Source organism: Haemophilus sp. SZY H56, assembly GCF_054332415.1.
This window is the reverse complement of sequence record NZ_JBTGNX010000005.1, coordinates 72,034-85,476: the sequence shown is the minus strand read 5'-3', so window position 1 is coordinate 85,476 and position 13,443 is coordinate 72,034. Positions and strand designations below refer to the sequence as shown.

Below are 13,443 nucleotides of genomic sequence, written 5' to 3'. Positions count from 1 at the left end.
TTACATCTAAAAGTGAAATAGTGAGGCTTAATCACTAAGCCTCAATTCCTTCAAATAACGCCGTACTTAAATAACGTTCTGATGCAGAAGGTAAGATCGCGACGATTAATTTATCTTGGAATTCTGGTAGTTTTGCTAAGCGGTCAGCTACTGCCACAGCGGCTCCAGAGGAAATACCCGCAAGAATCCCTTCTTCAGCCATTAAACGGCGAGCGGTAGCAATCGCAGTATCGCTATCTACAGTTTCCACGCGATCAATTAATGATAAATCTAAGTTTTTCGGAATGAAGCCCGCACCGATACCTTGAATTTTGTGTGGACCTGGTTTTACTTCTTGGCCTGCAAGGGTTTGGCTAATAACAGGTGATTCTGTTGGTTCAACCGCCACAGAGGTAATTTTTTTACCGTGATCGAGTTTGATCGCACGAGAAATACCGGTAATTGTACCACCGGTACCCACACCAGCAACCACAACATCGACTTTACCTTCCGTATCTTTCCAAATTTCTTCACCAGTAGTTTGACGGTGAATGTCAGGGTTAGCCGGGTTTTCAAATTGTTTTAGCATCACATAATGATTTGGATTAGACGCCACAATTTCTTCTGCTTTAGCGATTGCACCTTTCATCCCTTTTGAGCCTTCAGTGAGCACAAGATTGACGCCTAAACCACGTAATAAACGTTTACGTTCAAGACTCATGGTTTCAGGCATGGTTAAGGTGATTTTATAACCGCGTGCGGCAGCCACATAGGCTAAAGCGATACCGGTGTTACCACTAGTCGCATCTACTATTTCTTTACCAGCCGTTAAAATGCCATCTTTTTCCGCTTGCCAGATCATGTTGGCACCAATACGGCATTTCACGCTAAAGCTAGGGTTACGACCTTCAATTTTTACGACAACGTTACCATTGTGTCCGAAATGTTTTAAACGAACTAATGGCGTATTACCGATTGAGTATGAGTTATCTGCATAAATTGTCATTTTACTGTCCTTTTATATTTTGGAATAATTTGATGCAATAGTTATAACACCAGCTTTTAAATTCAAAAAATAGTTAATCGCTATATTTTATAACTAAATGCTATTTATTCACGATGCTGTTTCCCGAAGGCTTAATTTCCGTACTTGTAGAACGTGTCACAATTTGTGTTGAACCTGAAGTGCGGTCAAAATTCATATCAAATTTTAATTGTGAGCGATAATTTTCGACCCACATTATGGTCGCACCACAGACTGCAACGGGAATAACGACTAAATTCACAATCGGTAATGCGGTACAAAGGGTGATTAATGCTCCGAATGTCAGGCTTTGTATGCGTCTTTCGCCTAATGCGTTTTTCATAATGCCAAAAGAAATTTTATGATTATCAAATGGGTAATCACAATATTGAATTGCCATCATCCAGAAAGTAAATAAGAAGGTCAGTACCGGAATAATGGTTTGTCCGATAACAGGGATAAAACTCAATAGGAATAAGCCTACGAATTTCGGTAAGCTGTACCACAGTTTTTGCCATTCACGATTTAGCATACGTGGCACATCTTTCATAATTTCGGCAAAACCATCATCATTAACGGCTTCACCAGTTAGCATTTTTTCGACTTTTTCTGCTAATAATCCATTAAACGGTGCGGCAATAAAGCCTGAAAGCGTTGTAAAGGCAAAATAGAAAAATAAGAGAATTGAGCCAATAGACAACACAAGCAAAATCACGCTTAAAAAGCTTAGCCAATCTGGAATAAAGCTCATCACCCAGTCAATCATCGTGGAGATTTGTGAAACGAATAGCCAAAATAAGCCTGTAAGTAGAACGACGTTAAGTAAAATTGGCATAATCACAAAACGGCGGAGTCCTTTTTGCGTAATAAAATGCCAACCCATTACGAAATGATTGAAAGCAGATTTTATTTCATTTTGATCGATCATCATTGTTCCTTTGAATTGAAAAGTAAAAAGCACAAAATCTCACAGAAAGACAATGTTTTTTGAGAAAAATTCCATTTTGTTCCTTTTAATATCTTGTTTGTATCCCTATTTTTTCACTTGGTGAAATGTGATAGGATTAGCAAAAATTATTGCGTCAAGGAGCAACAAGAATGGATTTGAATACCATTTTGATCATTTTAGGAGTGATCGCTTTAATTGCCCTAGTGGTACACGGATTATGGTCAAATCGTCGAGAGAAATCAAAGTATTTTAAAAATGCGAATGCATTTAATCGCACTTTTAAAAGTGAGGAGGTCAATCCTTTTTCGCAAGCGGCCGATGTCAATGCGGATATCTCTTTAACGCATAGTGCAGAGAGCGTACAAACAGTACAGCAAACTACCGATCGATTCAATGTTATGCCACAGGTGGTGAGCCAGGTTGAAGAGCAACGAACCCAAGAGGATGCTCGTCAAACAGAAAAAAGTGTCGATGATATAAAAATCTCCTTACCAAATCAGTCTGTTTATGAAATCGAGTCTGTTCAATCACCTTCAGCATCGCAATCCGAGTCTGCAGCTTCTCTTGACGCTAATGAGCAGTCGAAGCGTCGTGTAGTAGAAATGACAATCGAAGAATTAGAAGCGCAAAGCAATGATTTTGACGGTGTGAATTCTTCTTCGCCTGAATTGCGTGAGCAGTTAGCGGAAATGTCATTAAGTTCACAGAATGCTACACATGACAATGTGCATTTTAATTATCACGAACCTGTCGAAGTAGAGAAACCAAAACAAACCTCTGGTTTTGTTCAACTTTATGTGATTTCGAATCAAAATCGTGACTTTTATGGACCGCAATTATCACAATCTTTGGAAAATCTTGGTTTTATTTTTGGTGAACATCAAATGTATCATCGCCATTTAGATTTGAGTGTAGCGAGTCCTGTATTATTTAGCGTAGCGAATATTGAACAGCCAGGTACGTTTGATTATTACAATATGGCTGAGTTTTCAACCATTGGGATTGTGTTCTTTATGCAATTGCCATCGCCAGGTAATAATTTGGCCAACTTACGTACCATGATTCGCGCAGCGAAAACTATTGCAGAAGATTTAGATGGTGTAGTGCTGACTGAACAACAAGAAATTTTTGATGATGTAGCAGAGCAGGATTATTTATCTCGTATCGCATAAAAACGCACGAAAAATAACCGCACTTTGGGCGAGCCGCGATGGTTCGCCCATTTTAATTCAATGAACAAACTGTTAGAGAACATTATGAGCCTTCAGCAACAAATTGATAAATTACGTCAGGATCTTCGTCGTTATGAATATGAATATCATGTATTGGATAACCCAACGATTCCTGATGCAGAATATGACCGTTTATTTCATCAACTTAAAGCCTTAGAAGCCGCCCATCCGGAACGCATTACGGCAGATTCACCTACTCAACGTGTAGGCGCCAAACCGCTTTCTGGTTTTGCTCAAATTCGTCATGAAATTCCAATGCTGTCTTTGGATAATGCCTTTTCAAACGAGGAATTCTATGCATTCGTAAAACGTATTGAAGATCGTCTTATTCGTTTGCCTGAACCTCTTACTTTCTGCTGTGAGCCGAAATTAGATGGTTTAGCGGTGAGTATTTTGTATGTGAATGGCGTACTGACTCAAGCCGCAACCCGTGGTGATGGGGCAACAGGGGAGGATATTACCGCGAATATCCGTACAATTCGAAATATTCCCTTGCAACTTTTAATGGACAATCCACCTGCACGTTTAGAAGTGCGTGGTGAAGTGTTTATGCCACATGAAGGCTTTGAGCGTTTAAATCAACAGGCTTTAGAGAAAGGCGAGAAAACCTTTGCTAATCCACGTAATGCAGCAGCAGGTTCGTTGCGACAGCTCGATCCAAAAATTACGAGTAAGCGTCCATTGGTATTGAATGCTTATGGTATTGGTATTGCAGAAGGGGTGGATTTACCAAATACGCATTATGATCGTTTGCAATGGTTGAAGTCTATTGGGATTCCGGTAAACCCAGAAATCCGTTTATGTAACGGCACAGATGAAGTGTTGGATTTTTATCGTGATATTCAAAATAAACGCAGTTCCCTTGGCTATGATATTGATGGTACCGTGCTGAAAATTAATGATATTGCGTTACAAGAGAAATTAGGTTTTATCTCCAAGGCGCCACGTTGGGCGATTGCTTATAAATTCCCTGCGCAAGAAGAATTAACTCGCTTAAATGACGTGGAATTCCAAGTAGGCAGAACGGGTGCAATTACCCCAGTAGCAAAATTAGAGCCGGTATTTGTGGCAGGGGTAACGGTAAGTAATGCCACATTGCATAATGGTGATGAAATTGAACGTTTGGATATTGCGATTGGTGATACGGTAGTGATTCGCCGTGCGGGGGATGTGATCCCACAAATTATCGGCGTATTGCACGATCGTCGCCCAGCGGATACAAGACCAATTGTTTTCCCAGAAACTTGTCCTGTATGTGATTCAGCCATTGTTCGTATTGAAGGTGAAGCGGTAGCGCGTTGTACGGGCGGTTTGTTCTGTGCAGCACAGCGTAAAGAAGCGCTTAAACATTTCGTTTCTCGCAAGGCCATGGATATTGATGGCGTAGGGGGCAAATTGATCGAGCAGTTAGTGGATCGTGAATTAATTCATACGCCAGCCGATTTATTCAAGTTAGATTTAACCACGCTAACCCGTTTGGAAAGAATGGGCGTAAAATCTGCTGAAAATGCCTTAGCCAGCCTTGAAAAAGCAAAAAATACGACGTTAGCACGTTTTATTTTTGCTCTAGGGATTCGTGAAGTGGGTGAAGCAACGGCATTGAATTTAGCAAATCATTTCAAAACCCTAGAAGCGTTACAAAATGCAGATTTAGAAGCCTTACAACAAGTACCGGATGTAGGAGAAGTGGTGGCAAATCGTATTTTAGCGTTTTGGCACGAGCCACATAACGTGTCTGTGGTGAATGATTTGATCGCTCAAGGCGTACATTGGGAAACAGTGGAAACTAAAGAAGTAACAGAAAATCGTTTTAAAGGCAAAACGGTTGTGTTAACCGGAGCCTTAACTCAAATGGGACGCAATGAAGCTAAAGCCTTATTACAAGACATGGGCGCGAAAGTGAGCGGCTCGGTTTCAGCAAAAACGGATTTTGTGATTGCCGGTGATGCGGCGGGTTCTAAGCTCACAAAAGCACAAGAATTAGGTGTTACTGTGCTAACGGAAGAAGAGTTCATTGCAGAAATTCAGTCATAGTTAAACGGTTAGAAAACAAAATGGGGCGCAGATGAATACGCCCCATTTTTTATCTCAAAAATACGCTCAAAATTGACCGCACTTCATCTCATCTCAAGATTAAGTGCGGTCATTTTGTTACTTATTTTTTGATGATTTGTTTCACATCAATATCTGTTTTATTCCATTCTTTATCGACTTTACCGATAATTTGAATGTTATCTTGAGGTGCTATCGTTTGACCATTCCATGCTTTTTTGCTGACTTCAATTTGGATTTCTTTTCCACTTGCATCTTTAAATAAGAAATCCTTTTTACCAATTTGTTTTACAATTTGTCCGTCTAAACGAACTGGAGTGTTATCATTGGCATTTAATGCATCAGCGACGGTTTTCACAATGACGCTTTCATCTACAAAACCTTGTTGAGTGACTTGATTCTTTCCATCATTAAATCCTTGCGCCATTGCGGTGTTATATACGGCAACAGAAGATAATGCGATAGCTGCAACAGTAAGTAATTTTTTCATAGTTTGTTCTCCTAAATAAGATAATCATAAAGTAAGTTGAAAGTTTTGCTTTCAAATTTATTTATCGATTGGGTTGTTTACCTTCGATGAGTGTATTTAAACAAGAGAATCTTAAGGAAAGATTAAGAGAGATAAAAAAATGAAAACTTTTTGAAAATAAAAAAATAGGGCGTTTAAGCCCTACTTTTTATAAGAAAAATGCCTTGAAAATCTACCGCACTTTAGCCTGCCACAGCCGGTAGGTAACCCGCTTGAATTAAGAATGGCACGATCATAATTGCTACACCAATGATTAACGCAATCACTAAAGTCACATTACCACCGATTACACGATAAGGCAGATTCGGATTCGCTTGACGGGTTTTCCATGCCAGTCCGATAGGCAAAATCAAGCAATAGAACGCACAGAGTAAGCCAGCATAGCTTAATGCGGCGATAAAACCTTCAGGATAATACAAGGCGAACGCAAGTGGTGGTGTGAAGGCGGCAACCGTCAGTGTTAAACGGTTGTGTGGTAATTTGTAACGTTTGAATAAATCGCCTAAACCTTCAAATACCCCTAGCATCACACCAAGGAAAGAGGTGATTAATGCAAGTGCTGAGAATACACGCACGATTTCGCCCATGATGTGGGAATTCGTGATTTGACGCGTCGCGTTCACTAATCCGTTAAGTGTTGGATCCGCTTGGAGTACTTGCACGAATTCATTTTGACTTAATACGCCGTGAGTCGCTAATTGCCACACTAAATAAGCGACGAGTGGAATCGCTGTACCAATTAAAATCGCTTTACGGAATTGAGTAACACTACCATCTAAATAGCTGTTTACGCTGCCCATGATGATGTGGAAGCCAAAGGAGGTAAAGAAAATTGGCGCTGCAGAGATCACGAAAGCATAATTTAAAGGTAAGGCCATCAGGTTATCGACAGATACTTTGGGTAACATCATGAACAACACAAAAGCAAAGGCAATTAATTTACCGATGAACAGAATACGGGTGGCACCATCAACACCTCTTGTACCTACAACCACAAAGGCACCGAGTACGACAGTAAATATAATAATTGAAAGTTCGGAGGAAAGACTTTCGAAACCAAAAGCGGTTGGTAAACCCGATAATAATGAACCACCACCAGTGATGTAGGCTGCAGAAAGGGCATAAAGTAAAATAAGCAAACTAAAGGTGGCTAAGACACGCCCAGTGATGCCAAAGTATTTCTCCGCGAGAGTCGCCACGCCATCATTCAAGCGATCGGCAGTTTGATACACTTCAACAAAAAGCAAACCACTGTAAACTAAAAGTGCCCATAAGCCGACCAATAAGAAAACGGTGTAACCAAAACCAATACCAGCAGAGGTTAATGGCATCGCGAGCATTCCCGCCCCGATGGTTGTGCCTGCAATGATTAAGGCACTGCCGAATGTTTTGTTTTTTAGCATAAAATTGTCCTCCGAGTATAAAATTGAAAAATGAGGTTAAAGCTGACCGCACTTTTCTTTGTAATGATAGCGGCAAACCGAAAGATAGGAGTCGTTTCCACCAATTTGGATTTGTTCCCCTTCCTTAATGACTTCACCTTGTTCATTTAAACGTAAAACGAAATTGGCTTTACGCCCACAATAACAGATTGTTTTTAATTCTTCTAGTTGATCTGCCCAAGCAAGTAAATACTTGCTACCTTCAAATAGCTCAGCTTGGAAGTCTGTGCGTAAGCCATAACAAAGCACAGGAATCTTCAGTTTATCTACGACATCACTTAATTGATAGACTTGTTGTTTCGTTAAAAACTGGGCTTCATCAACCAAAACACAATGAATTTTTTCTTGTTGTAAATGTTGGCTCACTTCGGCAAAAAGGTCACTCGTTGACGTAAATAAATTGGCATCTTCATGAATACCAATACGTGACGTGACTTTGCCTAATCCAAAACGGTCATCAATGGCAGCCGTATAAACCATGGTGTTCATATTGCGTTCACGGTAGTTATAGGAAGATTGCAGCAACGTGGTTGATTTGCCCGCATTCATCGTAGAGTAGTAAAAATAGAGTTTTGCCATTATTTAATCACCCATTTCCAGAAATAATAGGCAATAAATCCTGCAACAGGTGGACAGGCTGCTAGCATAAAGGTACCGTAAGTTGCACCACCGCCAACCATTTTTCCGGCAGCTGAAAGCGCGCTAACGATATCGCCACTTGGTGTGGTAAAAATCCATGCGCCAATAATCGCGAGCACTAAAAAACAAGCGATACCGGCTGCACGCATAGCTCTCACTTTAATCATATTTTCCATATTTTTTCCTTAAATTGCAGGGAGTTCAGTCATTGCCCAACGTGGTTTAACATCAATGGCGAGATCGCTATTCTGACCTTGTTTTAAGCGCAAAAAGCCTGTGTAGGCAATCATGGCACCATTATCGGTACAAAATTGAGGTTGCGGGTAAAATACTTCACCACCAAGATTTTTCATCATAGCGCCAAGGGTTTCACGTAATTTTTTGTTTGCACTCACCCCGCCAGCAATCACTAAACGTTTATAGCCGGTTTCTTTTAAGGCACGTTTACATTTAATGGCGAGCGTATCCACGACGGAATCTTGGAAGGCAAAGGCAATATCGGCTTTGGTTTGGTCGGTTAATTCCCCTTCTTGTTTGAGCGCTTGATTAATGGTGTTAGCCGCTGAGGTTTTTAAACCTGAAAAGCTAAAATCAAGGCCTGGTCGATCTGTCATTGGACGTGGAAATACAAAACGATCCGGCGATCCTTTTTCGGCTAAATGTGAAAGTGCTGCACCACCAGGGTAATCTAACCCTAATAATTTTGCGGTTTTATCAAAGGCTTCACCTGCCGCATCATCAATAGATTCGCCAATGACTTCATATTTACCCACACCATCAACGCGCACTAATTGCGTATGTCCACCTGAAACTAAGAGGGCAATAAATGGAAAGTGCGGTCGATTTTCATCAAGCATTGGCGCAAGTAGATGACCTTCCATGTGGTGTACGCCAATAGCGGGCACATTCCAGGCATAAGCCAGTGAACGTGCGATTGTTGCGCCCACTAATAATGCCCCCACTAAACCTGGGCCACTTGTATAGGCGATACCATCAATTTGATCAGCGGTTAAATTAGCTTCTTCTAATGCTGCTTTAATTAATGGTGCTGTTTTGCGAATGTGATCGCGAGAAGCCAGTTCTGGCACCACACCGCCGTAATCCGCATGCAAGGCAATTTGCGTGTAGAGTTGATTAGCAATTAAGCCTTTGTCTTCATCATAAATCGCGACACCTGTTTCATCACAGGAGGTTTCGATCCCTAAAATACGCATTTTCTTCTCATTTTATTAAAAAAATTGGCAAAGATTTTACCTTGTTTAGCCCGCTTAAACCAGTTCAAACGCCAAATTTTCAGCAAATAGGCGATCTTTCCTTTGCTTTTGCAGGGAAGATCGATTAGAATTGCGTCCTTTATTGAATTTGCCGTTCATTCGGCAGTAATAAAAATTTAAAATTGCAATTAAATTAAACTCATTGAGGTGATTGGCTTATGCCTGTAATTAAAGTACGTGAAAACGAATCATTCGACGTAGCTTTACGTCGTTTCAAACGCTCTTGCGAAAAAGCTGGTATTTTAGCAGAAGTTCGCGCTCGTGAATTCTATGAAAAACCAACTACAATCCGTAAACGTGAAAAAGCAACACTTGCTAAACGTCACGCTAAACGTAATGCTCGCGAAAATGCGCGCAATACCCGTTTATACTAATTTGTAGTATTTTCTAACTCGAGTTAAGACAAACCGTGAAACCTTTTGGGTATCACGGTTTTGTTGCTTTAAACTCATCAAAAAAATCACGCAAAATCAACCGCACTTTTGCATCGTATTCAAGGAGGCAAGGCAATGAAAGGCTCTATTCCACGCCAATTTATTGATGATCTGCTCACAAAATCGAATATTGTCGATGTGATTAATGCGCGTGTGAAACTCAAAAAAGCGGGACGAGATTATCAAGCTTGTTGTCCGTTTCATCACGAAAAAACACCCTCCTTTACGGTAAGTGAAAAAAAACAATTCTATTATTGCTTCGGCTGTGGCGCGAAAGGTAATGCCATTTCATTTTTAATGGATTATGACAAATTAGAATTTGTTGAAGCCGTTGAAGAACTTGCCGCTTCGGCAGGGCTTGAAGTGCCTTATGAAAAACGTGCAAACCAATTCGGCAATAAACCTGATGTGAGCTATCAGACAAAACGTAATTTATACGATTTGATGCAAGAGATTGCGTCGTTTTATCAAGCTCAACTACCGCTAAATATTCCTGCTCAAAGCTATCTTCAGCAACGTGGTTTATCGCCAGAAATTATTGCTCGTTTTCAAATCGGTTATGTGCCCAATGCGATGGATACGGTGTTGCGTCAATTCGGCAAAAATCGAGAAGAACAGAAAAAACTGTTTGATTTAGGTATGCTTTCTCGAAACGATCGTGGCAATGTGTACGATAAATTCCGTAATCGTATTATGTTTCCGATTCGGGATAAACGTGGTCGTACGGTTGCCTTTGGTGGACGCGTTTTAACGGATGAAAAACCCAAATATCTAAACTCACCCGAAACTATTACATACCATAAAGGAAATGAGCTTTATGGCTTGTATGAAGCCTTACAAATTAATGATGAGCCAGAAAAATTACTGGTGGTTGAAGGCTACATGGACGTGGTGGCATTGGCGCAATTTGGTGTCAATTATGCGGTGGCTTCTCTTGGGACATCAACGACATCGGAGCAAATTCAATTATTGTTTCGTTCAACAGAGCAAGTTATTTGCTGCTATGATGGTGATAGAGCAGGGCGTGATGCCGCTTGGCGTGCCCTTGAAAATGCCCTGCCCTATCTGGAAGATGGACGACAAATTAAGTTTATTTTCCTACCCGATGGAGAAGACCCAGATACTTATATTCGCCAATATGGTAAAGAAAAGTTTGAAGAATATATTGATCAAGCTCAGTCCCTCACAGAATTTTTATTTGCGCATTTAAGTCCACAAGTAGATTTCTCGACGCAAGAAGGACGAGGCAAATTAGTGGCACTCGCAGCGCCTTTAATTCGTCAAATCCCTGGTGATATGTTGCGTCTATCATTGCGGAATATGTTGGCGCAAAAGCTCGGAATCTTTGATCAATCACAGCTTGAAAGCTTAATACCAAATCAAATAGACAAGGCTGAACCCAAACCTAAAACGCCACAAAAAACTATTAAGAAAACACCAATGCGTGTGGTGATTTCGCTGTTATTACAGAATTCACAATTAGTGAATCGTATTTCGGATGTGGGTTTACAAGCCTTAAAGCATGAGGCGGGTTACGAATTACTCGAAAAATTGACCGCACTTTGTCGTGAACGAGAAGGCATTACAACAGGGCAAATCTTAGAGTATTTTCGTGATACAGAATTCAGCAAGCCCCTTGAAATATTAGCCTCTTGGGATCATCTATTAGACGACTTAGAAATCATTAATGCATTCTCTCAAAACTATCGTCGATTGAATATTCAAGCAATTGAACGTGATATTGAGATGCTTATCGCCAAAGAAAGGGCGGAAGGCTTAACTGATCAAGAACGAGCAATTTTAGTGAATTTGCTCAAGGGAAAAGAAGAGCAGAAAAAACAGTTAGTTAATCCGTCATAACAATGGTAAAATCTCCTGTTCAAAACAAGGGCTTTTATCTTCCAAAAATAACGCAAAACGGGAATAAAAATGGAACAAAATCAACAATCTACCGCCGAGCAATATTCAGAACAAATTGAACAGCTTATGGAATTGGGTCGTACGCAAGGTTATTTAACTTATGCGGAGATCAATGACTTGCTTCCAGAAGATTTGATCGATCCAGAATATTACGATAAGTTGTTGCAAACTTTACAGCATGATGCTGGTATTCCGGTTCTGGATGAAGCACCGGAAAGTGACGAAATGATGTTGAATGACACGATTCCAGATGAAGATGCTGTGGAAGAAGCAACGCAAATTTTATCAAATGTGGAATCTGAAATCGGTCGTACAACCGACCCTGTGCGTATGTATATGCGTGAAATGGGAACGGTTGATCTTCTTACCCGTGAAGATGAAATCAGCATTGCAAAACGTATTGAGGAAGGAATTGACGAAGTTCAAACCGCCATTGCGGCGTACCCAGAAGCGTTAACCGAATTATTAGATAATTATGATCAAGTAGAAGCGGGTAATTATCGTTTAGCTGATTTAATTACCGGATTTGTGGATCCAAATATTGCCGCAGAGGAAGCAGCAAATATTGATGAGAATTTTGCTAACGAAGAGGAAAGTGTTGAAGTCGCTGCAGAAGTTGATGATGAGAGCGATGAGGAAGATGAAAGCGATAGCAGCTCAAGTTCTGATGACAGCGATTCTGATAATAGCATCGATCCTGAAGTAGCGCGTGAAAGATTTTCGGCATTAAGAGAGCAACACACTAAAACATTAGCATCTATTGCAAAACACGGACGCAGTGGTAAACGCGCAAAAGATCAAATTGCTTTACTCGCAGATATTTTTAAACAATTCCGTTTAGTGCCTAAACAATTCGATACGCTTGTTTTATCAATGAAGAATATGATGAAACGTGTACGTGCAGAAGAGCGTCAACTACAAAAAGTATTAGTTGATATTGCAGGTATGCCAAAAGATGAATTTGAGGCGCTTATTGTTGCGAATGGCAGCAGTGATGCATGGGTAGCAAAAGCATTAAAATCAACGAAAGCTTGGGCAAAACGTTTACCAAAATATGAAGAACGTATCCGTTTATCTTTAGGTAACTTAGCGAATATTGAGCAAAATACCAATCTTACCATCCAACAAATGCGTGAGATTTGTGATGCGGTATCTCGTGGTGAACAAAAAGCTCGCCGTGCAAAAAAAGAAATGGTTGAAGCCAACTTACGTTTGGTGATTTCTATTGCGAAAAAATATACAAACCGAGGTTTACAATTCTTGGATTTAATTCAAGAAGGGAATATCGGTTTGATGAAAGCGGTAGATAAATTTGAATACCGTCGTGGTTATAAATTCTCCACCTATGCAACCTGGTGGATTCGTCAGGCAATTACGCGTTCCATTGCAGACCAAGCGCGCACAATCCGTATTCCTGTTCATATGATTGAAACGATTAATAAATTAAATCGTATTTCTCGTCAAATGTTACAAGAGATGGGACGTGAAGCGACGCCAGAAGAGCTTGCTGAACGCATGGGAATGCCAGAAGATAAAATCCGTAAAGTGCTTAAAATTGCGAAAGAGCCAATTTCAATGGAAACCCCAATCGGTGATGACGATGATTCACATTTAGGTGACTTCATTGAGGATTCAACCCTTGAATTGCCATTAGATTCAGCAACCGCACAAAGCTTAAAAGTGGCAACTCATGAAGTGTTAGAAGGTTTAACTCCTCGTGAAGCGAAAGTGTTACGTATGCGTTTTGGTATTGATATGAATACCGACCATACACTTGAAGAAGTGGGTAAACAATTTGATGTAACCCGTGAGCGTATTCGTCAGATTGAAGCGAAAGCATTACGTAAACTACGTCATCCAAGTCGTTCAGAAACATTGAGAAGTTTCTTAGATGAGTAATTATTCATTTATGTAAAAAAGAAAAGGCAGAAATATCTGCCTTTTTTATTTGATTAAATTTGGTTATTTA

The 13,443-nt window shown here is 40.3% G+C and carries 12 protein-coding genes; 5 read left to right on the top strand and 7 right to left on the bottom strand.

Annotated elements, in window-relative coordinates; all coding sequences use genetic code 11:
• Positions 1-34: 34 nt before the first annotated feature.
• Positions 35-985: a cysteine synthase A gene (cysK, locus tag ACXVWP_RS05100; RefSeq protein ID WP_075915763.1), complete on the bottom strand. Its 951-nt coding sequence runs from the start codon at positions 983-985 to the stop codon at positions 35-37.
• Positions 986-1,085: 100 nt separating this feature from the next.
• Positions 1,086-1,931 carry a sulfate transporter CysZ gene (gene cysZ / locus ACXVWP_RS05095; protein ID WP_289902167.1) on the bottom strand — a complete coding sequence of 282 codons (846 nt, stop codon included), beginning with the start codon at positions 1,929-1,931 and terminating at the stop codon, positions 1,086-1,088.
• A 170-nt stretch (positions 1,932-2,101) separates the two neighbouring features.
• Here cysZ and zipA point away from each other — a divergent pair, with 170 nt between their 5' ends.
• Positions 2,102-3,124, top strand: coding sequence for a cell division protein ZipA (gene zipA / locus ACXVWP_RS05090; RefSeq protein WP_329506318.1), 1,023 nt, complete (start codon positions 2,102-2,104; stop codon positions 3,122-3,124).
• 84 nt (positions 3,125-3,208) lie between these two features.
• A complete protein-coding gene (ligA, locus tag ACXVWP_RS05085; RefSeq protein WP_458473287.1) occupies positions 3,209-5,218 on the top strand; it encodes an NAD-dependent DNA ligase LigA in 2,010 nt (669 codons plus the stop codon).
• 121 nt (positions 5,219-5,339) lie between these two features.
• On the opposite strand, the gene ACXVWP_RS05080 is transcribed toward ligA, so the two are convergent.
• The 5 genes from ACXVWP_RS05080 to tsaD all read right to left on the bottom strand — a co-directional run bounded on the left by ACXVWP_RS05080 (position 5,340) and on the right by tsaD (position 9,060).
• Positions 5,340-5,726 carry a YgiW/YdeI family stress tolerance OB fold protein gene (locus ACXVWP_RS05080; RefSeq protein WP_197560909.1) on the bottom strand — a complete coding sequence of 129 codons (387 nt, stop codon included), beginning with the start codon at positions 5,724-5,726 and terminating at the stop codon, positions 5,340-5,342.
• A gap of 221 nt (positions 5,727-5,947) precedes the next feature.
• Positions 5,948-7,168: an aromatic amino acid transport family protein gene (locus tag ACXVWP_RS05075; protein WP_128786770.1), complete on the bottom strand. Its 1,221-nt coding sequence runs from the start codon at positions 7,166-7,168 to the stop codon at positions 5,948-5,950.
• Between the two features lie 36 nt (positions 7,169-7,204).
• The gene (locus ACXVWP_RS05070; protein ID WP_049373832.1) at positions 7,205-7,786 is read right to left on the bottom strand and encodes a thymidine kinase; all 582 of its coding nucleotides are present in this window, start codon (positions 7,784-7,786) and stop codon (positions 7,205-7,207) included.
• Entirely contained in the window at positions 7,786-8,022 is a 237-nt protein-coding gene (locus ACXVWP_RS05065) for a hypothetical protein (RefSeq protein ID WP_049357145.1), read from the bottom strand. Before ACXVWP_RS05065 ends, ACXVWP_RS05070 begins: the two co-directional genes overlap by 1 nt.
• A gap of 9 nt (positions 8,023-8,031) precedes the next feature.
• The gene (gene tsaD / locus ACXVWP_RS05060; protein WP_289902121.1) at positions 8,032-9,060 is read right to left on the bottom strand and encodes a tRNA (adenosine(37)-N6)-threonylcarbamoyltransferase complex transferase subunit TsaD; all 1,029 of its coding nucleotides are present in this window, start codon (positions 9,058-9,060) and stop codon (positions 8,032-8,034) included.
• Between the two features lie 218 nt (positions 9,061-9,278).
• Between tsaD and rpsU the strand changes: the two genes are divergently transcribed.
• The 3 genes from rpsU (at position 9,279) to rpoD (ending at position 13,373) form a co-directional block, all read left to right on the top strand.
• On the top strand, positions 9,279-9,494 hold the full coding sequence (gene rpsU / locus ACXVWP_RS05055; protein WP_005694732.1) for a 30S ribosomal protein S21: 216 nt from the start codon (positions 9,279-9,281) through the stop codon (positions 9,492-9,494).
• Between the two features lie 135 nt (positions 9,495-9,629).
• Positions 9,630-11,414 (top strand): DNA primase, encoded by a 1,785-nt coding sequence (dnaG, locus tag ACXVWP_RS05050; protein WP_289902120.1) that lies wholly within the window; start codon positions 9,630-9,632, stop codon positions 11,412-11,414.
• Between the two features lie 69 nt (positions 11,415-11,483).
• Entirely contained in the window at positions 11,484-13,373 is a 1,890-nt protein-coding gene (gene rpoD / locus ACXVWP_RS05045; protein ID WP_297568394.1) for an RNA polymerase sigma factor RpoD, read from the top strand.
• Positions 13,374-13,443: the final 70 nt, after the last annotated feature.

Coding starts and splice junctions, on each gene's coding strand:
- cysK (WP_075915763.1), bottom strand. CDS start 985: ATGACAATTTATGCAGATAACTCATACTCAATCGGTAATACGCCATTA.
- cysZ (WP_289902167.1), bottom strand. CDS start 1,931: ATGATCGATCAAAATGAAATAAAATCTGCTTTCAATCATTTCGTAATG.
- zipA (WP_329506318.1), top strand. CDS start 2,102: ATGGATTTGAATACCATTTTGATCATTTTAGGAGTGATCGCTTTAATT.
- ligA (WP_458473287.1), top strand. CDS start 3,209: ATGAGCCTTCAGCAACAAATTGATAAATTACGTCAGGATCTTCGTCGT.
- ACXVWP_RS05080 (WP_197560909.1), bottom strand. CDS start 5,726: ATGAAAAAATTACTTACTGTTGCAGCTATCGCATTATCTTCTGTTGCC.
- ACXVWP_RS05075 (WP_128786770.1), bottom strand. CDS start 7,168: ATGCTAAAAAACAAAACATTCGGCAGTGCCTTAATCATTGCAGGCACA.
- ACXVWP_RS05070 (WP_049373832.1), bottom strand. CDS start 7,786: ATGGCAAAACTCTATTTTTACTACTCTACGATGAATGCGGGCAAATCA.
- ACXVWP_RS05065 (WP_049357145.1), bottom strand. CDS start 8,022: ATGGAAAATATGATTAAAGTGAGAGCTATGCGTGCAGCCGGTATCGCT.
- tsaD (WP_289902121.1), bottom strand. CDS start 9,060: ATGCGTATTTTAGGGATCGAAACCTCCTGTGATGAAACAGGTGTCGCG.
- rpsU (WP_005694732.1), top strand. CDS start 9,279: ATGCCTGTAATTAAAGTACGTGAAAACGAATCATTCGACGTAGCTTTA.
- dnaG (WP_289902120.1), top strand. CDS start 9,630: ATGAAAGGCTCTATTCCACGCCAATTTATTGATGATCTGCTCACAAAA.
- rpoD (WP_297568394.1), top strand. CDS start 11,484: ATGGAACAAAATCAACAATCTACCGCCGAGCAATATTCAGAACAAATT.